Source organism: Promicromonospora sp. AC04 (genome assembly GCF_003058225.1).
GTDB lineage: Bacteria > Actinomycetota > Actinomycetes > Actinomycetales > Cellulomonadaceae > Promicromonospora.
This window is the reverse complement of the sequence record NZ_QBUG01000001.1, coordinates 930,931-950,076: the sequence shown is the minus strand read 5'-3', so window position 1 is coordinate 950,076 and position 19,146 is coordinate 930,931. Positions and strand designations below refer to the sequence as shown.

At 70.5% G+C, this 19,146-nt stretch carries 16 protein-coding genes; 9 read left to right on the top strand and 7 right to left on the bottom strand.

Annotation, left to right across the window (positions count from 1 at the left end; translation table 11 throughout):
- Nucleotides 1-110: 110 nt before the first annotated feature.
- Nucleotides 111-1,022 (top strand): LysR family transcriptional regulator, encoded by a 912-nt coding sequence (locus C8K30_RS04115; protein WP_108491563.1) that lies wholly within the window; start codon nt 111-113, stop codon nt 1,020-1,022.
- Nucleotides 1,023-1,054: 32 nt separating this feature from the next.
- Here the strand turns inward: C8K30_RS04115 and C8K30_RS04110 are convergent, their stop codons facing one another.
- On the bottom strand, nt 1,055-2,662 hold the full coding sequence (locus C8K30_RS04110; RefSeq protein WP_108491562.1) for a carboxylesterase/lipase family protein: 1,608 nt from the start codon (nt 2,660-2,662) through the stop codon (nt 1,055-1,057).
- Between the two features lie 128 nt (nt 2,663-2,790).
- Nucleotides 2,791-4,455 (bottom strand): carboxylesterase/lipase family protein, encoded by a 1,665-nt coding sequence (locus C8K30_RS04105; protein ID WP_158280926.1) that lies wholly within the window; start codon nt 4,453-4,455, stop codon nt 2,791-2,793.
- A 256-nt stretch (nt 4,456-4,711) separates the two neighbouring features.
- Between C8K30_RS04105 and C8K30_RS04100 the strand changes: the two genes are divergently transcribed.
- Nucleotides 4,712-5,908, top strand: coding sequence for an ROK family transcriptional regulator (locus tag C8K30_RS04100; RefSeq protein ID WP_146197320.1), 1,197 nt, complete (start codon nt 4,712-4,714; stop codon nt 5,906-5,908).
- A 110-nt stretch (nt 5,909-6,018) separates the two neighbouring features.
- Nucleotides 6,019-6,702: a GntR family transcriptional regulator gene (locus tag C8K30_RS04095; protein ID WP_233256956.1), complete on the top strand. Its 684-nt coding sequence runs from the start codon at nt 6,019-6,021 to the stop codon at nt 6,700-6,702.
- A gap of 73 nt (nt 6,703-6,775) precedes the next feature.
- Here the strand turns inward: C8K30_RS04095 and C8K30_RS04090 are convergent, their stop codons facing one another.
- The 5 genes from C8K30_RS04090 to C8K30_RS04070 form a co-directional block, all read right to left on the bottom strand.
- On the bottom strand, nt 6,776-8,083 hold the full coding sequence (locus C8K30_RS04090; RefSeq protein WP_108491560.1) for a DUF3500 domain-containing protein: 1,308 nt from the start codon (nt 8,081-8,083) through the stop codon (nt 6,776-6,778).
- 3 nt (nt 8,084-8,086) lie between these two features.
- Nucleotides 8,087-9,706: a sugar ABC transporter ATP-binding protein gene (locus tag C8K30_RS04085; RefSeq protein WP_108491905.1), complete on the bottom strand. Its 1,620-nt coding sequence runs from the start codon at nt 9,704-9,706 to the stop codon at nt 8,087-8,089.
- Entirely contained in the window at nt 9,706-10,857 is a 1,152-nt protein-coding gene (locus tag C8K30_RS04080) for a substrate-binding domain-containing protein (RefSeq protein WP_108491559.1), read from the bottom strand. The genes C8K30_RS04085 and C8K30_RS04080 overlap by 1 nt, the downstream gene beginning before the upstream one ends.
- Before the next feature lie 63 nt (nt 10,858-10,920).
- A complete protein-coding gene (locus tag C8K30_RS04075) occupies nt 10,921-11,952 on the bottom strand; it encodes an ABC transporter permease (protein WP_108491558.1) in 1,032 nt (343 codons plus the stop codon).
- A gap of 51 nt (nt 11,953-12,003) precedes the next feature.
- A complete protein-coding gene (locus tag C8K30_RS04070; protein ID WP_108491557.1) occupies nt 12,004-13,053 on the bottom strand; it encodes an amidohydrolase family protein in 1,050 nt (349 codons plus the stop codon).
- A 317-nt stretch (nt 13,054-13,370) separates the two neighbouring features.
- Here C8K30_RS04070 and C8K30_RS04065 point away from each other — a divergent pair, with 317 nt between their 5' ends.
- The 6 genes from C8K30_RS04065 to C8K30_RS04040 are packed head-to-tail and all read left to right on the top strand — an operon-like array spanning nt 13,371 to nt 19,144.
- A complete protein-coding gene (locus C8K30_RS04065; RefSeq protein WP_108491556.1) occupies nt 13,371-14,660 on the top strand; it encodes an FAD-dependent monooxygenase in 1,290 nt (429 codons plus the stop codon).
- On the top strand, nt 14,657-15,115 hold the full coding sequence (locus tag C8K30_RS04060) for a DUF4440 domain-containing protein (protein WP_108491555.1): 459 nt from the start codon (nt 14,657-14,659) through the stop codon (nt 15,113-15,115). Before C8K30_RS04065 ends, C8K30_RS04060 begins: the two co-directional genes overlap by 4 nt.
- A 3-nt stretch (nt 15,116-15,118) precedes the next feature.
- A complete protein-coding gene (locus C8K30_RS04055; RefSeq protein WP_108491554.1) occupies nt 15,119-15,985 on the top strand; it encodes a fumarylacetoacetate hydrolase family protein in 867 nt (288 codons plus the stop codon).
- Nucleotides 15,985-16,380 carry a RidA family protein gene (locus tag C8K30_RS04050; protein WP_108491553.1) on the top strand — a complete coding sequence of 132 codons (396 nt, stop codon included), beginning with the start codon at nt 15,985-15,987 and terminating at the stop codon, nt 16,378-16,380. The genes C8K30_RS04055 and C8K30_RS04050 overlap by 1 nt, the downstream gene beginning before the upstream one ends.
- Entirely contained in the window at nt 16,377-17,666 is a 1,290-nt protein-coding gene (locus C8K30_RS04045; RefSeq protein ID WP_108491552.1) for a Bcr/CflA family efflux MFS transporter, read from the top strand. Before C8K30_RS04050 ends, C8K30_RS04045 begins: the two co-directional genes overlap by 4 nt.
- A complete protein-coding gene (locus C8K30_RS04040; protein WP_108491551.1) occupies nt 17,663-19,144 on the top strand; it encodes an NAD-dependent succinate-semialdehyde dehydrogenase in 1,482 nt (493 codons plus the stop codon). Before C8K30_RS04045 ends, C8K30_RS04040 begins: the two co-directional genes overlap by 4 nt.
- The last annotated feature ends 2 nt before the right edge of the window (nt 19,145-19,146 follow it).

Sequence of the window (19,146 nt, the reverse complement as noted above, 5' to 3'; positions counted from 1 at the left end):
GCCCTGCGATCGCCAGGGTCGCACCGAGGCGGCACCGCAGGGAAGAACGAATCTCCAAGGGCAGTCATACATCAGGCGTATCGCACCGGGTGCCGTTCTATCCTTGGCATATGGAACTGCGCCAGCTTCGGTACTTCACCACGGTGGTGGGGGCCGGGTCGCTCACTGCCGCAGCAGCGGAGCTGCACCTCTCCCAGCCGCCCCTGAGCGTCGCCATCGCGAAGCTGGAGAAGGAGGTGGGCGTGCCCCTCCTGGTGCGTTCGCCACGAGGAGTCGAGCCGACGAGCGCGGGGCACTACCTGCTCGACGCCGCCTCGCGCCTGCTCGGTGACGTCGACGACATCGTCGCGGAGCTGCGGAGGTTCGGTGCGGGGCTGGCGGGGACGGTCACGCTGGCGGCGGTGCCCCAGCTCATGTGGCACCGCGTGCCGGCCCTGCTGCGCGCCCACGCCCGCCAGTCGCCCGACCTGGAGGTGCGGCTCGTGGACCCGCCGCCCTGGACCGCCGTCGAGATGGTGCAGCAGCGTGCGGCCGACCTGGCCGCCGTCGTGGTCGCAGACCCCCAGCGGTTCGCTGCGCGGCACCGGGGGACGCTCGCCGTCCACGACTGGGGGCCCGTCCCGCTCGTGGCGGCGCTGCCGCCGGAGGAGCACGGCGCGCTCGACCCGTTCCCGCTGCGCGCGTTCGACGGCGCGCACATGCTGCTGCCCCGGCGCTCGCCGGCGGTCCCGAGCCTCCCCGAGGCGGTCGACGCGACCTTCCGCCGCCATGGCATCACGCCGGGCTCGGTGCGCACGGTCGAGACCATCCAGGCGGGGCTGCCGCTCGTCGAGGCCGGCATCGCGCGCGCGATCCTGCCAGACCCGGACCGGGCGAGCCTGGCGCGGTTCGACGTCGTCGTGCGCCGCCTCGATCCCGAGCCGCGGCCCCTGCGTGCTCTTGTGCTCTCCCGGCCGGGTGCATCCACGAATCCCGGTGTGGCGGGGCTGCTCCGCCGGGTCATGGGCGAGCCGGCGGAGTAGCCCCGTGCGACCGCCGGAGATGGCGGTCCGGATCAGGCAATCGACTCCCACACGTCGCAGCGGTGCCTGGCGCGGAAGTCGCTGCCGGTCATGACCTCGGTCCGCCCGCCCGACTGGAGCGCCAGTCGCTCGCCGTCGTCGGCGGTGGGCCACGTCGGCACGCCCCGGTCGTTCGGATCACCGGAGCGTGCGAACTGCGTCCAGTAGTCGATCATGAGCGCCGACAGTCGCAGCTGGACCGGGTCGAGCGGCTCGCCGGTCGCGGAGCCCCAGAGGTACGCAAGTTCCGAGGAATGGCCGGTGCCGATCGGGAAGGACGACGGCACGGTCATGTAGGGACGGCCGGGCGCGGTCTCGTCCTGAAACTCGTAGGCGTAGGTCGGTACGTGCGTCGCCAGGGCGTCGAGGACCGGCTGCCCCGTGCAGACCCGCTCGTCTGTGCCGAGCTGGGCGAGGGCGAGCCCGGGCGTGTCGAAGTCGCCCAGCGGGTACGCGGTGAGCAGCGCCTCGGCGGCGTCGCCGTGCTCGGCGCGCACCGTGGCCTCGTACCTGCTCGCGGGCAGGGGCTGTGCGACGAGATCGTTCTGCTCGTACACGAACGCTCGGTCCTCGTTGCGGGTGGTGCCGTAGATGACGGGCACCTCGTTGAAGTCACCGGCGGCGAAGGCATCGGCGGGCGCAAGAGGAAGGTCGGCGCCACCGGGCACGGTCGAGCTTCCGACGCCGAGGTCGACCTGCGCGGCCAGTACGTCCTCGGCGGGCTTGGCGCGCAGGCACGCGAGCCGCTCCGACTCGTCCGTGCAGCCGAGGTGCTCGGCCACCCGGGCGCCCCGCGCTGCGGCTGCCTCCGCAGAGACCGTGGAGCCGCAGCTTCCCGAGCTCTCGATGACCGCCCGGTCGAACAGGCCCTCCGCACTCGGCGACGCCAGCAGGAAGCAGACGGCGCCCGCGCCTGCGGACTGGCCGGCGATCGTCACGTTGTCGGCATCGCCCCCGAACGCCGCAGCGTTGTCCTGGACCCAGCGCAAGGCTTGGATCTTGTCGAGGTTGCCGTAGTTGCCGCCCGACTCACCGTCGGGGGACTCGTTGTCGAGCTCCGGCAGGTACAGCCCGCCCATGAGGCCGAGACGGTAGCTCGCGGAGACCACGACGGCGTCGCCCCGCGCCGCCATGCGCGCGGGGACCGCGTCCTGGGACGACCCGTTGATGCTGCCCCCGCCGTGGAAGAAGACCACGACGGGAGCGTCTTTCGTGATGTCGCGGGGCGTGTACACGTCAAGGAACAGGCAGTCCTCCGTGGTGCTTGCCGCATGCCCCGGGCGCCAGAACACCGCCTGCTGGACGCACTCGGCGCCCGGCACGGTGGCGTCGCGGACGCCCCGCCACGGTTCGACCTCCGTGGGTCGCTCCCAGCGGCCCGGGGGTGCGGCGTACGGCACACCCAGGAACTCGCGACGGTCGCGCTCGACGCTGCCACGCAGCGCCCCGTCGCTGGTGCTGACGATCGTGAACCCGGGACGATCCTGATCGCCCCGTTCGATCTGCCGGTCCTGGACGTATGTGGTGCTCAGAAGGGTTGCAGCGGTCGTGGCGACCGCCATGACCGCAATGACGATCCTTCGTCGGGTGCTGAAGCTCATCGTTCACCTCTCGGTGCGAGACATCGGGACGGCGTGGACTGCTGGTGGTTCCCCTGCGGACGTCATTCGGGGAGCGAACGGAAGGACGCGCAAATCGTCGGCACCTCCGGTCGTCCGTGGCGCAGGAGTCAGGAGGTCGTGCCGACCTCGTCCCACAGGTCGCAGCCATGCGCCGCGTCGATCGCGGCGCTGTCGACGACGTGCCCCGACGGCGCCGTGAGCTGCATGACCTGTCCGCCGGGGCGGTAGCGCGGCCAGGCGGGTGCGGTCCGCACGTCGGGCTCGCCCGTGGTGATGAACGACGACCAGTAGCTGATCATCTGGTCCGACAACCGCACCTGGTCGGCGCTGAACGGCAGGGCGGTGCCGAGGTAGTCCCAGAGGTAGCCGAGGTCGTTCACGTGCGTGGCGCCGAACGGGTAGTCCGTGCCGAGCCGCCAGATCGAGGTGAACGGCGGCCCGTCCTGCTCCGCGAACTCGTAGGTGTAGGTACGGTTGCCGGCAGCCATCGCGTCGCGGATGTTCTGGTCCCGGCAGGCACGCTGGTCGCTGAGGACGTCGCCCCACGCGACGGTGGGCGAGGCATAGTCGTCGGCAGGATAGGCCTCGCGGACCGCATCCGCATGCTCGTCGAACCTCTCGGTGATCAGGTCATAAAGGCCGTCCACGGTCAGCGGGTCGTCGACGTAGTCGTACGTGGCGAAGACGCTCTGCTGCGACTCGTCGGAGGTGGCGCCGAGGAGGACCGGCACGTCGGCCAGACGACCTGTGGCGAGCAGCTCGGCGGGGTCCGTCGGCAGCACGGCGTTGCCCGCGACGGCCCCGGACTGGCGCACCTCCTGCTGGGCAGCGAGCACTTCGGCCGCGGAGGCGCCGCGCAGGCAGGCGACCTGGGCGTCGGTGTCGGGGCAGCCGAGCACGGCCGCGAGCGCCTCTCCCGAGCTCTGGGCGGCATCGGGCGTCCGGGCGGAGCAGCTGCCGCTCTGCATGATGGCGCGGTCGAACAGGCCCTGGGAGCCGGGGGCCGAGAGGTGCACGCACGTGTTGCTCGCGCCCGCGGACTGGCCGCCGATCGTCACGGCGCGCGGGTCGCCCCCGAACGCTGCGATGTTGTCCTGGACCCAGCGGAGCGCCGCCTGCTGGTCGAGGATCCCGAAGTTCCCGGTCGAGCCGTCGTCGTCGTTCGACGCTTCCAGGGCGGGGGTGTCGAGGTACCCCATGGCGCCGAGGCGGTAGTTGACAGTGACGTAGACGACGTCGCTGCGGGAGACGAACTTGGCGGGGTCGGTGTCGCTGCCGGCGCCGCCGGTGTTGCCGCCGCCGTGGATCCAGACGAACACCGGCAGCCTGCGGTCGGCTGTGCTCGGCCGGTGGACGTTGAGGTAGAGGCAGTCCTCGGTCAGCGTGGGCTCCTCGTAGCCGGGGTCCCAGCCGGACCCCTGCACGCACGACGGTCCCGGTGCCGTGGCGTCGCGCACCCCACGCCACGCCTCGACCGGTTGCGGGGAGCGCCAGCGCAGGTCGTCGACGGGAGGCGCGGCGTACGGGATGCCCTCGTACGACGTGACCATCGCGCCGGCCTCACCCCGGACCTTGCCCGACTCGGTCGACACGACGGTGCTGACGGGGCGACCGTCACGTTCGGTGTGCTGGCCGCTGCCTGCCTGCACGGTCGCTGCCTGCTCGGTGGCACTACCGGCGTTCGGACCCGCGGGTGCTTGCGCGAGCGTGACGGTCATGATCGCGGCGAGGACGGCGCCTCCCGCGACGTTGCGAATTCTCGATGGACGCATGGCTCCCTCTCCCCGGGCACAGCTCTGTGTTCCGGTCCCTCTCGGGTGATGCGTACGGGGACGCGCCGTTGGCGGGCGTCCGGGGCCGATCATCCGGAGAGGCCCCGGCCACGGCAACCGATGGCGTCGTCTGAGAACTGGTTCCGTCGTGTGCCTTGTCATAAACCGGCGCGGTGGCCGTCGTCGCGGCGGGCACCGCGCGCCGATCTGATCAGGAGCGCGACAGATCCCGCCCCGGCTCGTACGATCCTCAGCCATGGCCACGGCGCGCCGCACATCCCTGCGTGACATCAACCGCGAACGTGTCCTGGCGCTCGTCCGGAAGAGTGGCGGGACGAGCCGCGCCGAGATCGCCCGGGCTACGGGGCTGTCGCGGCCAACCGTCTCCGGCATCGTCTCGGAGCTGCTCGGCGCCGGGCTCCTGGCGCGCTCGGGTCGGCGGAACCATCCCGAACGCGGCCGCCCCGCCGAGCTTGTCGAGGCGGCACCTGCCACCGGCGTCGCGCTCGCCGTCGACGTCGGTCGCTCGCACGTGCGTGTGCTCGTCGCTGACTCCGTGGGCCGTTTGCTCGTCGAGCGGACTCGGTCGGCGGGCAGGCGACGGCCGACGGCCAAGCAGCTCACGCTCGCCGGCGTGCTCGTCGCCGAGTCGATGGAGGTGGTGCGCGCCCATGGGCTGGAGCTCGTGGGCGCGGTCGTGGGCGTGCCGTCGCCCGTCGACCCGGCGGGCCGGCCCGTGTCGGGGGACCTGCGCGACATCGATCTGGCCGGCACGATCGGGCTCCGCACCGTCACCGACGTCGTCCATGTGCGCAACGACGCCGACCTCGGTGCGGTCGGCGAGGTCGTCTTCGGCGCCGGGCGAGGTCTGAGCAATGTCGTGCGGGTTGTGGTGTCTCACGGCGTCGGGGCCGGTGTCGTGCTCGGGGGCGCCCTGTACCGGGGTGGCGGGTTCGCCGGCGACATCGGGCACGTCCGCGTGGCTAACGCCGGGCGGGCCTGCGTCTGCGGGAATGTCGGCTGCCTGGAGACGGTCGCGTCCGTCGACGCCCTGACCGGTGCGCTCCAGCCCGTCCACCCGGACCGGGTGGTCGATGTCGTCGCCCTGGCTGAGCTCGCTACGGCCGGCGATCGCGCGGCCACGACCGTGCTCTACGAAGCCGGCATGGTGGTCGGCCGGACACTGGCACAGCTCGTCGCCTTCCTCAGTCCCGAGGCCGTCCTCGTCGACGGCCTCCCGGGCGCGGCGGGGGAGCACCTGTTCCGGGGCGTGAACGACGCTGTCGCCCGGTTCGGCAGCAGCGGTACGACGAGGTCGCTCCTCGTCGCGCCGGGCGAGCTGGGCCAGCGCTCACAGGCACTCGGCGGCGTCGCGCTCGCGTTCGGTCGTGTGTCCGAGGTGGTGGTATCTGGCCGGACGGACCTGCCGGCCGGGTCCGGGGGGATCCGATGATCCTGTGCGATTTCCGATATGATCTTGGTCATGAGTGACGGGTCTGTCGTCGCATCAGCGACGGCGCGGATGCGACGGCAAGACACCGTCTCAAGGAGGAGGTTGTGGGCGTGGCCCTGAGCAAGGCTGACCAGAGTTACGAGATCCTGCGCAAAGGCATCATGGAGGGCGCATACGCGCCCGGTCACCGGCTGGTGATCGACCAGCTCGTGCGTGAGCACGGCATCAGCTCCGTGCCCTGGCGGGAATCGTTGCGCCGTCTGGAGGCCGAGGGCTGGGTGGAGATCGTTCGCAACGCCGGCGCGGTCGTGAGGACCTTCGACACGGGCTCGTGGGAGCGGACGATGCAGCTGCTCGCCCGGCTGGAAGGCTACGCCACCGCACTGTCCGCCACGCGCCTGTCGGAGGAGGACCTCGACCGGGCACGGACCCTGAACAGGCAGATGGCCGAGGCGCTCTCGACCTTCGACCCGGCGCTCTTCGGGCGCCTCAACCGTCAGTTTCATCTGCTCCTGTGCTCGCAGTGCGGCGACGACCGGCTGAGCGGCCTGGTGGAGGCGGAATGGACCCGGCTGGAGCTGATCCGCCGGTCCGCGTTCTGGTACGCCCCGGGCCGGGCAATGGCGGCGGTCGCCGAGCACGACGGGCTCATCGACCTCATCGCGGGCGGCGCCGACCCCGACGTCATCGAGACGGCAGCCCGCCGGCACGAGCTCAACTCCGTCACGGCGGTCGCCCAGCACGAGGCGCGGCTGGCGGCAGAGGCCGCGGACGAGGCCCGTAGCGCCGGCTGACTTGGAGCGGCGACGTGGGCCCGATACGTGCCGGGCCCACGTCCGTGCTTCCGAGCTTCACGGGTGTCCCCGGTCAGGTCGCGGGTGACCTGTCCGCGAGCTGGGCGAGGTAGGCCCGCCCGTAGTCGTTGCCGTTCGGCAGCCGGAGCGTCGTGTGCACATGGAACCGGGCGGGGAGCTTGTTGCTGAGCCACACGCCGGCGTGGTGGTCGAGCTCGGCCAGCACGACCGGGCTCTGGATCCGCAGGTAGAACGGCTGGGAACCGTCGGTGCCCCCGTACCAGGCGAACCAGGTCTCGTCCCGGAACGCGTCGACGTCCCGCAGCGTAGCCTCTCGTTGCGGCTCGACGAGCAGGAGGAGGAAGTCCTCGACGATCCCGCGCAGCCGCCCCCACTGGGCGTCGGTGAGCGCCGAGGCACGCAGTCCCTCGTACGGGACGACCCGGTTGTCGCGGAACGCCCCGGCCACGTGGCGCTCGTCTGCGGGGTGCAGTCGGCCCTCGGGCATCGCGGGGTCGAGCACCGACGCATAGACGATCGCCTCGGCACGCTGCTCGGGTGTCAGGGACGACGCCAGCTCGATCGCCAGCGTCTCGCGCGCGTCGAAGAGAGCGACCCGGGCGCCGTCGGCCAATGCCGGTTCTGCGCCGAGGAATACCGGGGCGATCACGTGGCGGCCTCCCACCGACATGAAATTCACCGCGACATGGTGCCCGAAAAGCTGCCAGCCCCAGGGACCGTCGGTCGACGGGGTTCCGAAGAGCGACACCCAGTAGCTGCGCTCGTTCATCAGGGCGGGCAGGCCGACGAGGTCGCCCAGGAAGCGGTTGAGCTCCATGGCCTCCCGAACTCGTTCGTAGCCCTCGGGGCTGAGGGAGGCGCGGACGAGCCCGAGGACGGCATCGGCCTGCTCGTCGGTCAGCTCCTCCAGACGCAGCCCGACCTCGTGGATGACGAACTCGGGGTTGCTCCACGCACGCCACTGCGGAGCGTCGACCGGGTGGCAGTACCGGTCACGCTGGTCGGTCGTCAACAGGTCGAGGACGCGCTGGGCCGCGTGGACCGGCGCCGGGTCCGCCGGCGTCGCGGCCTGATGCAGGCGGTGCACGTCGTCGCGGACGACACCGTCCGAGGTCACGCCGACGAACGGCTCGTCGTACAGCGCCTGCCACGACGAGAGCAGCTCCTGGACGAAGTCGGGGGATCGCTTCTGTGCCGAGAACTCCTCGTACCCAAGGCCTCGCCACCGGGCCAGGACGGGATCCTGTTGCTCGTAGAGGTGCTCCCGGTAGCTCTCCTGCCCGAGAGTGACGTCCTCGGCACGGGCCGTCACCCGCGCAGACGAGAAGAAGTCGTCGATTTTCTCATCAGGCTCGGTCATCCGTTACTCCTCATGTCGTGATCCGTCCTTCCGCAGCCCGCGCAGCCGGGCGCGCGAACCGTCGGTGTAGATCGCCGCAACGATCGCGTCAGGCGTGAGGTCGGGCGTCGACGTCAGCTCGCGGCGGATCCGCCCGTCGTCGAAGACCAGGACCCGGTCGCACAGGAGCGCCAGCTCGTTCTCGTCGGACCCGGCGACGATGACGAATGCCCCGGCGCGTGCCTTCTCGTGGATCGCAGCGACGATCGTGTGGCGCGCGCCGACGTCGACCGCCTGGGTCGGTTCGTGCAGGAGCAGCAGGTCGGGATCGGTGGCGAGCCACTTCGCGACGAACACCTTCTGCTGGTTTCCGCCGCTCAGGGTGCCGACGGGCGCCCGAGGGCGACGCGGCTGCACGTCGAGCCGCTCGCTCCAGTCCTGGACCAGCGTGCGCTCGGCCCGGCGATCGAGCGGCCGCAGCCGCTTGCGCGCACGAGCGGTCTTCGGGAACCCGAGATTCTCGGTGACGGTCAGCTCCAGGGCGAGCCCGGAGCGCTCGCGCCCTTCGGGGACGAGCGCGATCCCGTGCTCGATGGCCGCCGCCGGGGTGAGTCCGGGAAGGCCCAGTGTCAGGCCCGACGTCGTCATGCGGCCCGTCGCCGCCGGGGTGGCGCCGGCAAGGAGGTAGGGAACCTCGTCGTACCCGGACCCGGCCAGACCGGTGAGGCCGACGATCTCTCCGGGCCGGACCTCGAACGAGACGTCGGTGACGCTCTGTCCGGTCAGACTGTCGACGCGCAGCGGTGCGGTGCCCTCGACGCCGGCAGAGGTCGGCCGGTGCTCGAGATCGACCAGGTTGCTGCCGAGGATCAGGCCCGCGAGCTCCGGCTCGGTCATGCCCTCGACCTCCGCGCCGGACACCACGGCACGGCCGTCCCGGAGGACAGTCACCCGGTCCGCCCCGCTGATGACCTCCTCGAGGCGGTGCGTGATCATCAGGACCGACGTGCCGGTGCTGACGATCTCGTCCAGGAGCGTGAAGAAGTGCTCCAGGGAGCGCCGGGTAAGTGCCCGGGTCGACTCGTCGAAGACGATCAGGCCCGTGCCGGTAGCCGCGTCCTGCAGGGCTCGTGCGATCGCGACCGTAGCGCGCTCCTCCTCGTGCAGCGTGCCGACCCGTGCGTCCAGGGCGACGTCGCGGCCGATGCGCTCGAAGACGGCGCTCGCCTCCGCGCGCTCGTCCGCCCAGCGGACGCGCCGCAGGAAGCGGCTGGGCGTGAGCCGGCCCACTCGCATGTTCTCCAGCACGCTGAGGTCGTCGACCAGGCCCAGGTTCTGGTGCACCACCGCCATGCCGTGGGTCCGCAGGTCCCGTGGCCGTACCGGCAGGGCGAGAGGGACGCCGCCGATCGTGACCGAAGCCCCTGGGTCCGGCGTGTGCAAACCGTTCAGGATCTTGGCCAGCGTGGACTTGCCCGATCCGTTCTGGCCGACCAAGGCGTGGATCTCGCCGGGCCGTACGTCCAGCGCGACGTCGGTCAGCACTCGGCTCCGGCCGAACGTCTTGGACAGGCCGGTGATCGACAGCCGCTGCGCCGGAGGCGCGGCCGTCATCGACCGCGCCTCCGTGGTCGGGTCGGTCATCACTGCGCGCCCCACAATGCCGTGAAGTCGTCGCGGAACGTGGCCGGGCCGAACCACTCGCCCGACGCCTCGGCCTCCTCGGTGAGTGTCACGTCACCGATGTTGTCCGCCGTGAACAGGCGCACCGGGACCGTGTACTCGGGAAGCTCCGTGCCGAGCGCGAGGCGTAGCACTGCGTCGCCGTATGCCCAGCCGCGATAGGCGGACGCCTGCCCGGACGCCGCGGCGAGGAAGTTCTCCGACTCCAGGGCCTGGAGCGCGCCGACCTGCGCGGACCCGGTCAAGCCCTTGATGGAGCCGGTCCGCCCGGACTGCTGGACGCCGGTCTGGGTGGGCTGCAGGTACTGCGCGAACTGGGACTCCACGTAGGTGACGTCCGGGTTCTGCAGCAGCGCCGAGCTGGTCGAGGAGGGGATCATGGAGAAGTTGGCCGAGGTGACCTCGTTGATCGTGACCTTGCAGTCGGGGCAGATCTCCGCGTACTCGGCCTCGCCCGCATCGACGAAGACACCGGGAGACTTCCCGTCCACCGACTGGTTGATGAGCACGTTCGCCGTGCCGCCCGAGTCCTGCGCCACCCAGCGGGCGAGCGCGACCTGCATCGCCGCGCCGGCGTCACCCTCGAGGTAGGCGAGCGTCTCGTCGGCCGGGTGCTCCGGGTCGGGCACCTGGTTGCCGATGATCACGGGGACCTCGGCCGCGCGGGCCGCGTCGAACGCGTTGGCGGCCATGGCATACGAGATCGCGTCGGCGACGATAGCGACGGCGCCCTGGTTGACGGCCTGGTTCAGGCAGGCCGAGATGTCGGTGGGCGTGCCGTTGCCGTTGCAGGTCTGCACGTCGATGCCCACCGTGCCGAGCGCTTCCGCGAGAGCCGGGCCCGTCACGCCGAACTGGGGTGACTGCTGCGTGATCGGGATGTAGTAGACGGTCTTGCCCTCCAGCGACGCGACGTCCTCGACGGGCTCGGTGGGCACGGGGTACGCGTCGAGCGGCTCGAGGAACTCCGAGAGGTCGACCGTCAGCTCCCCGCCCGCCCCCGCACCGGTGGGCTCGGCGGCGGAACAGGCGGGCAGGGTCAGGAGCGTGAGGGCCGCGGCGCTCGCTGCGAGGACCCGCAGCAGGGGGGTGCGGGAGGTCGTCGAATGCATGGTGAGCTCACTTTCTGGCTTCGTTGCCATGGGATGAACGAGGTGGTGCCGAGAGGCGCGCCGTCAGCGAGACCGGTTGTTCAGAACCGTCGAGATCGTCACCGCGACGACGAGCACACCGCCGTAGAAGACGCTCGACACCCACGAGCTGCCGCCGAGCAGCTGGAGCCCGAGGACACCGGTCGCCAGGAAGTACACCGCGACGAGGGTTCCCAGCGGGTTGAACCGGCCCGGCTGCAGGATGGCGGTGCCGAGGAAGGTCGCCGCGAACATGGGCAGCAGGTAGCTGTGCGACACCGACGGGTCGAACCCGCCGGTCGCGGCGGCCGCGAGCACTCCGCCGACGCCCGCGATCAGTCCACCGGCGGCGAAGGCGGTCTGCCGGATCAGCGGCACCCGCAGGCCGGCGAGGCGGCTGACCTCTCGGTTCGCGCCGACGAACCGCATGTTGCGGCCCAGGGGTGTGAACTCCAGGACGTAGGCGAACCCGAGCATGAGGACCAGGCCCAGGAAGAAGTTCACGGGCAGGCCCAGGACCGGAGTGAGCGCGATGGCCGAGAAGCCTGCCGGCAGGCCGCTCACGGGCATCAGGTTGCTCGACCACAGTGCGATGCCGAGCAGGAAGGTACCCATGCCGAGAGTGACGACGATGGTGTTGACTCCGACCCGGACGACGAGCAACCCGTTGACCACGCCCACGACCGTGGACACCACGACCGCCAGGAGCGCCGCCAGCCATACGTTCCAGCCGTGGTTGACGGTCAGCACAGGTACGAGGATGGCCGCGAGCCCGAAGTTCGAGGCGAGGGACATGTCGACGAACTCGCCGACCAGGATGGTGCACAGCAGGGCGGCAGAGAGGAACACCAGGGCCTGCTGGCTGCCGAGGATCGAGCTGAACGTCCCCTCGGTCAGGAAGGTCTCCGGCCGCAGGACTGCGAACAGGACGATCATCAGGATCCAGACCCCGATGACCGCATACCGCGCGGCCACGGGGCCGCGGTGCTTGCGCGTGATGGGGTTGCCGGCCGCTGAGGCCTCGGCGCTGCTGCCCGGGACACCGCTCGCGGCGGCGTCTGCCTCGGTGTGGGTCATGAGGTCACTGCTCCCGTCTTCGCGACGCTGCGAATCACGTGTGGTTCGAGGTCAGATCGGCAGGTCGAAGAGACGCTGAGCGTTGCCGGAGAACACCAGAGCGCGGTCCTCGTCGCTGATCTCGAGGTCGTTCTTCACGAAGTCGACGCCCTGGCTCATCCAGCCACGGAAGACCGGGAAGGAGGACCCGAACAGGTAGTGGTCGGCGCCGTTGATCTTGAGCGCGGCCTCGACCTGGTGCTTGCCCCACGAGTGCGGGTGGGTCAGGTCGAAGAAGATGTTGTTCTCCAGGTAGCCCTTGATCTTCTCCCCGCCGGTCGGGTCGAGCCGGGTGAGCGACTCCTTCTTGGTGGAGGCGTGCGGTGTCAGCAGCTCGGTGCTGGCGAACCAGTTGCCGCCGAGCATCGTGTGGATGAAGCGCAGGTTCGGGAACTCGTCGAACATGCCGCTGAACAGCTCACGCCCCACCGCGATGCCCTGGTCCATGATGCGGCCGTACTCCCGGCGCAGGTTCTGGTAGTCGACGACCGACCGCCACTCCACCGGCAGCGGCGTGTGGTGCACGATCACCGGCAGGTTCAGGTCGTTCAGCACCTTCAAGTACGGCTTGAACACCTCGTCGTCGAGGTAGATCTGGCCGTAGTGGCAGGCGAGCTGCACGCCGACGACGCCGAGCTCCTCGACGCAGCGCCTGAGCTCGTCGACGTTCTCCTTGCCGCCCCACGGTGGCACGCACGCGGTCGAGAACAGCCGTCCGTCCGAACCCTTGACGATCTGATGCGCGTTGTCGTTGACGGCCTTGCAGGTCTCCAGGTCGAGCCACTCCTGCCAGACCGGCACCCGCATGATGCCGTAGTCGACGCCGGCGTCGTCCATCGCGGCGAGCTTCGCCTCGGCGGAGTAGTCACCGTCGACGTAGTTGAGGTTCTGGAAGCCCTTCGGCTTCTCCAGGACGAGCTGCGCTCTGCCGTCGTCGGCTGTGCCGATCCGTGCGATCTCGCCGAAGCCGCGCGGGGCGCTGTTGAGGAACCCGTTGAGCATCTTCTCGTTCGTGAAGAGGTCCTCGGGCAGGTGGTGGATGTTGATGTCGACGACGGTCATGTCGGTCGCTGCTCCCGTCTGGCGGTCGTTCCCTGAGCACCTCGCCGTGCTCCCGCACCGATGCGGGGGGACAAATCGTGTTGGAAATCATATGCAGATCCGCAGGTGGCGATCAAGTCCCCGCATGCTTATCGCCCGTGAGCATTCGCCTCCGCCGGGTCAATATGTGGTCTGATCTGCAATTATGCAGTCCGGCCGCCTCATCCTCCTCCAAGTTCGCACTTGAAATCGTGTAGGAAATGCTCCTACGATCCACCCACGCTTCAGCGTCGAAGGCGACCGACGACGGTCGCGCACCGAGGAGGACGAGGGACAACATGCTCGACATCGCCATCATCGGCGCGGGGCCGGCCGGCCTTGCCGCAGCCCTGAGGCTGCACCAGAAGGGCCTCCGCCCGCGGATCTACGAGACCGTCCCGGAGCTCAAGCCGCTCGGAGTGGGGATCGACGTCAAGGTCTACGGTTCGAAGGAGCTCGACGAGCTCGGCCTGCTCGAGGAGTTTCGCGCGATCTCGGTCGACGCTGAGGAGTCGATCTTCTACAACAAGTACGGCCAGGAGATCTACGCCGAGCTGTGCGGCAAGCACATGGGGTACCTGTACGAGCAGCGGTTCGTACACCGCGGGTACCTGCAGATGCTGCTCTACCGCACGGTCCTTGACCGGCTCGGCGCGGACGCCGTGGTCCAGGGTGTCCGCTGCACCGGCTACATCAACGAGGACGAGTCGGTCCTCCTCGATCTGGAGCACGAGGACGGCGGTCGCGAGCAGGTCCGCGCCGACGTCGTGATCGCCGCCGACGGCATCAAGTCGGTGGTGCGCCAGCAGATGCACCCTGAGCACTCCGAGCCCGTCTACTCCGGCATCACGATGTGGCGGGGCACGACGCTCATGGAGCCGTTCCGCGGCGGCCACACGATCCTGCACATCGGCGCACCGCAGATCTCCAGCATGATCGTCTACCCGATCGCCGACGACTTCGAGGGCACCGGCAAGGTGCTCGTCAACTGGGTCGTGGAGGCCGAGCGCGACGAGACCGTCGAGGACTGGAACCAGCTCGGCGGTGTCGAGGAGATCCTGTCCTACTACGACCAGTTCGAGCTGGACTTCCTGGACGTGCAGCAGATGCTCCGCGACGCCCGAGAGGTCTACCTGTTCCCGCTCATCCGGCACGAGCCGCTCGACACCTGGACCGACGGGCGCGTGGTCCTGATCGGCGACGCGGCGCACGCAATGTACCCGCGCGGCGGCAACGGCGCCTGCCAGGCCATCGTCGACGGCGGCGTGCTGGCCGAGAAGCTCGCCACGATCGACGACGTGCCCGAGGCGCTCAAGGCTTTCGAGGAGCAGCGGCTCCAGGCGGTCAACGGGATCGTCATGGCGCACCGCGGCGAGGGCTACGAGGTGGTCCGCCGCATGGTGGAGGACCGCACCGGCGGACAGCGCTTCGACGACATCGAGAACGTGCTCCCGCTGACCGAGGCCGACGAGATCTTCAGCAAGTACCACAAGCTCGTGGGCCAGGAACGCCCGGGATGGGAGCAGGGTCAGGCCACCGGGTTCCGCACGTGGCAGCTCGACGGTGGCTCTTACCGGGGGCTGGTGTGAGCGTCGTCCTCGTCGCGGACGACGCGACCCGGGCCGAGATCCTGGCCGTCGAGGAGCGCCGGCGCCAGGCGCTCATCGCGGGCGACCTGCCCGCGCTCGACGACCTGTACGACGAGTCGCTCGTGCACATCCACGCGCCCGGGCTGGTCCACACCAAGGCCCAGCTCCTGGAGCACGTCACGACGCACCAGGCCTATCTCGACATGACCCGGGGCGAGCTGACCATCCGGCTCGTGGGGGACGTGGCCGTCATCACGGGGCGGCTGGTCAACCGGCTGCGCACCCATGACGGAGGCGAGCGGGTGCTCGGCGGGGTGGCCACGCAGGTGCTGCGGCGCTGCGAGGACGGCGCCTGGCGGTTCATCAGCTTCCAGATGACGCCCGACGGGGAACGCGAATGGCCCGCGCTGCCCTCCGAGCAGGACCACGCGGGCCCGGACGAAGGAGAGGCGTAGACGATGAAGATCGCACGATTCCACATCGGTGACGGCCCCGCGCGGCTCGGCCGTGTGGATGGCAACGAGGACCAGCTCAGGATCACCGACGTCTCGGACGTACCCGGCGTCGGGACGTCGTTGCGCGCGATCCTGCCGCGGCTCGACGACCTACGTGCGGCCATCCTCGCCGCGGACGGGCCGCGGTACGCCGTGGCCGACGTCGTTCTCGAGTCACCGGTCGACGACCCGCAGAAGTACCTCGGCATCGGCATGAACTACAGGGAGCATGCCGAGGAAGCCCGGCAGGCGGGCATCCCGATCCCCACGAGCCAGCTCTGGTTCAACAAGCAGGTCTCCTGCATCGTCGGTCCGTACGACGACGTCGTGAAGCCTGACGTCTCCGACGAGCTCGACTATGAGGTCGAGCTGGCCGTCGTGATCGGGACGCGGTGCCGCCACGTCGCGGCCGAGGATGCCCGGTCCGTGATCGCCGGGTACCTGGTCGCCGACGACGTGTCGGTGCGCGACTGGCTGATGAAGCGCTCGCCCACCTTCACGCTCGGCAAGTCGTTCGACACCCACGGCCCGCTCGGCCCCTGGCTGACCACCTCCGACGAGGTCGCGGACCCCCACGCCCTGCGTATGCGGCTCACCGTCAACGGCGAGGTCCGCCAGGACTGGACCACGGACGACATGATCTACGACGTCTACGAGCAGATCGCCTACCTGACCCAGGTGATGACCCTGATGCCGGGTGACGTGATCGCCACGGGAACGCCGTCCGGGATCGGTGCCCCCACCGGCCGGTTCCTCAAGCCCGGTGACGTGGTACGGGCCGAGATCGAGGGGCTCGGCGCCATCGAGAACCGCGTCGTCGCGGAGCCTTGATGGACCGGGAGAGCATCGAGCTGCCCGGGTTCGGCCACGCGAACCCGATCCCGGTCGCGCGCCGCATCGGCCCGTTCCTGGCGACGGGTGTCCTCACCGGCCGCGACCCGGCCACCGGTGCGATGGGCGAAGGCATCGACGAGCAGTGCGCGCACGTGTTCGACCATGTCCGCGCTCTGCTCGCGGCCGCGGGCGGCACCTCGGACGACGTCCTGAAGATGACGTTCCGGCTCGCCGACCCGAGCGACCGGGACGCGCTCAACCGGGAGTGGACGGCGATGTTCCCCGAGCGGTCCGCCCGCCCGGCCCGCCAGGTCGTCGCGGCGCAGCTCGACGGCGGAGCGCTGGTCCACTGCGACCTGCTCGCCGTCCTGGGCAGCGCGGGGGACACATGACGGACAGCCCGGTTCCGGTGATGTCCCGACGCCTGCTGGCCCTGCTCGCCGTCCTCACAGCACTGGCCCCGCTGTCCATCGACATCTACACCCCGTCCCTGCCCGCAATTCAGGCAGAGCTCGCCAGCGCCGACTGGCTCACTCAGGCGATCGTCACGTCGTGCCTGCTCGGCATCGGGATCGGCCAGCTCGTGCTCGGCCCGCTCAGCGACAGGGTCGGCCGCCGGCCTGTGATCCTCGCCGGCGTCGCCGGATGGACGCTTGCCTCCGTGGCGAGCGCGCTGGCGACCACGTCGGTCCTGCTCGTCGTGGCCCGGGGGCTGGCGGGGCTGTGCGGCGCCGCCGGGATAGTCGTGGCCCGCAGCATGGTGCGCGATCTCTCGCACGACGACGTCGCCGTCGCCACCCGGGTCGGCACGCTCTCGACAGTGACCGCGCTGGCCCCGGTGCTCGCTCCTGTCGCGGGGGCCGCGATCGCTGCCGCGTGGGGCTGGCGTGCCGACTTCGTCGTACTCGCCCTCCTCGGGGCGCTGATCGCCGTCGTCTTCGCGACGACGGTGCGCGAGTCCCTCGCACCCGAGAAGCGCGTCAGCGGCGGAGGCGTCCTGTCGACGCTCAGAGCCGCGCTGCGCCACAGGGAACTGCTGGGCGTCGCGCTCGCGCTCGCGCTGCTGTCCGTCGGCTTCTATGCCTACATCGCCACCGCCTCGTTCGTGATCGAGCGCGAGCTCGGATATCCGCCAGCAGTGTTCGCGCTCGTGTTCGGCACCAACGCCGCGGCGATGTTCTGCGGGAATCTCATGTTTCGCCGCTTCGCACGGCATCATCACCCGTCGGCCCCGCTCGGCCTCGGCCTGGCCCTGGCCACCGTCAGCGGGGTCGTCCTGCTCTTCGCCGCCCTCGCGGGGGCGGCGGCCGCGGTGCTCTGGGCCGCGTCCACGGGCTTCGCCGCCGGCGCCGGCCTCGTCCTGCCCGCCGCGCACAGCTGGGGGCAGCGCCTCTCCGGCTCCCGACCAGCGGCACGCCTGGACCCTGGGCAGGGCGCGCGGCGGGCCACCCTCGTCGCCTCGGGCGCGGCCTCAGCCCTCACGGGCTCGGCACAGTTCCTGGGCGGCGTCGTGGGCTCGCCCCTGACCGGTGTCATCGGCCCGACGTCGACCCACCTCGGGGTGCTGATCGTCGCGAGCTCCGCGGCGGCCCTGCTCGTCTGGGCCGTGATCCGGAGAACCATCCACACCAGTCTGCTGCCGCGGGCCGCCGACGAAGGCCCAGGAGGGCTCAGATGAACGACAACCCCGAGGCGAGACTCCTCGCACAGGTACCGGACGGCCTGCTCATCGGCGGCCGATGGCGGGCCGCCGAGGACAAGACCTGGTTCGCCGTGCACGACCCCGCGACAGGCGAGGTCGTCAAGGAGGTCGCCGACGCCGCCGTCGCAGACGGGGTCGCTGCCATGGACGCCGCGAGCGACGCCTCTCCCGTCTGGGCGTCGACGCCCGCCCGCGAACGCGCCGAGATCCTGCGCAGGGCCTTCGACCTGCTCCAGGAGCGCAAGGAGGAGGTCGCCCTCCTCATGACCATCGAGATGGGCAAGCCGCTGGCCGAGGCTCGCGGCGAGGTCGCCTACGGCGGCGAGTTCCTCCGCTGGTTCAGCGAGGAGGCTGCTCATGTCCAGGGTCGCTACGGCGCCAACCCCGCGGGTACCGGCCGCATGACCGTCACCCACCACCCCGTCGGACCCTGCTACCTCATCACCCCGTGGAACTTCCCCCTTGCCATGACGACCCGCAAGGTCGCCCCGGCGCTTGCGGCCGGATGCACCGTCGTGCTCAAGCCCGCGGCGCTCACCCCGCTGACGACACTCGTGATGGCTCAGATCCTGCAGGAGGCGGGCGTGCCCGACGGCGTGGTCAACGTCATCACCACCACGCGCACCGGTCCGGTCTCCGAGGCGATCCTGCGCGACCCCCGCCTGCGCAAGCTGTCGTTCACCGGCTCCACGCCGGTGGGCCAGAAGCTCCTGGAGCAGTCCGCCGACGGCGTCCTGCGCACCTCCATGGAGCTGGGCGGCAACGCCCCGTTCGTCGTGTTCGAGGACGCCGACCTGGACAAGGCCGTCGACGGGGCGGTCGCCGCGAAGTTCCGCAACATCGGGCAGGCCTGCACGGCCGCGAACCGGTTCATCGTCCACCGCTCCGTCGCCGAGGAGTTCGCCCGCCGCGTCACCGAGCGGGTCCGGGCGTTCCGCACGGGCCGTGGCACCGAGGACGGCGTGACGATCGGCCCGCTCATCGACGACCGCGCCGTGGCCAAGACCGCGGAGCTCGTGGACGATGCCGTCGCCCACGGTGCGACCCTGCTGGTCGGGGGCGCCGCGATCGACCGGCCGGGCTCGTTCTACGCGGCGACCGTGCTGTCCGGTGTGCGCCCCGGCAGCGCGATCCTGCGCGAGGAGATCTTCGGGCCGGTCCTCGCGATCCTTCCCTTCGACGACGAGGACGAGGCCGTCCGCATTGCCAACGACACGGAGTACGGGCTGGTCTCCTACGTCTACACCGAGAACCTGGCTCGCGGCCAGCGCATGATCGAGCGGCTCGAGACCGGGATGATGGGCCTCAACGTTGGCGTCGTCTCCGACGCCGCGGCCCCGTTCGGCGGCTGGAAGCTGTCCGGCCTGGGCCGCGAGGGCGGCCCGGAGGGCATCCACGAGTATCTCCAGACGAAGTACACGCTCACGCCCGACCCGTTTGCGGGTGCACGATGAGT

Coding starts and splice junctions, on each gene's coding strand:
- C8K30_RS04115 (WP_108491563.1), top strand. CDS start 111: ATGGAACTGCGCCAGCTTCGGTACTTCACCACGGTGGTGGGGGCCGGG.
- C8K30_RS04110 (WP_108491562.1), bottom strand. CDS start 2,662: ATGAGCTTCAGCACCCGACGAAGGATCGTCATTGCGGTCATGGCGGTC.
- C8K30_RS04105 (WP_158280926.1), bottom strand. CDS start 4,455: ATGCGTCCATCGAGAATTCGCAACGTCGCGGGAGGCGCCGTCCTCGCC.
- C8K30_RS04100 (WP_146197320.1), top strand. CDS start 4,712: ATGGCCACGGCGCGCCGCACATCCCTGCGTGACATCAACCGCGAACGT.
- C8K30_RS04090 (WP_108491560.1), bottom strand. CDS start 8,083: ATGACCGAGCCTGATGAGAAAATCGACGACTTCTTCTCGTCTGCGCGG.
- C8K30_RS04085 (WP_108491905.1), bottom strand. CDS start 9,706: ATGACCGACCCGACCACGGAGGCGCGGTCGATGACGGCCGCGCCTCCG.
- C8K30_RS04080 (WP_108491559.1), bottom strand. CDS start 10,857: ATGCATTCGACGACCTCCCGCACCCCCCTGCTGCGGGTCCTCGCAGCG.
- C8K30_RS04075 (WP_108491558.1), bottom strand. CDS start 11,952: ATGACCCACACCGAGGCAGACGCCGCCGCGAGCGGTGTCCCGGGCAGC.
- C8K30_RS04070 (WP_108491557.1), bottom strand. CDS start 13,053: ATGACCGTCGTCGACATCAACATCCACCACCTGCCCGAGGACCTCTTC.
- C8K30_RS04065 (WP_108491556.1), top strand. CDS start 13,371: ATGCTCGACATCGCCATCATCGGCGCGGGGCCGGCCGGCCTTGCCGCA.
- C8K30_RS04055 (WP_108491554.1), top strand. CDS start 15,119: ATGAAGATCGCACGATTCCACATCGGTGACGGCCCCGCGCGGCTCGGC.
- C8K30_RS04050 (WP_108491553.1), top strand. CDS start 15,985: ATGGACCGGGAGAGCATCGAGCTGCCCGGGTTCGGCCACGCGAACCCG.
- C8K30_RS04045 (WP_108491552.1), top strand. CDS start 16,377: ATGACGGACAGCCCGGTTCCGGTGATGTCCCGACGCCTGCTGGCCCTG.
- C8K30_RS04040 (WP_108491551.1), top strand. CDS start 17,663: ATGAACGACAACCCCGAGGCGAGACTCCTCGCACAGGTACCGGACGGC.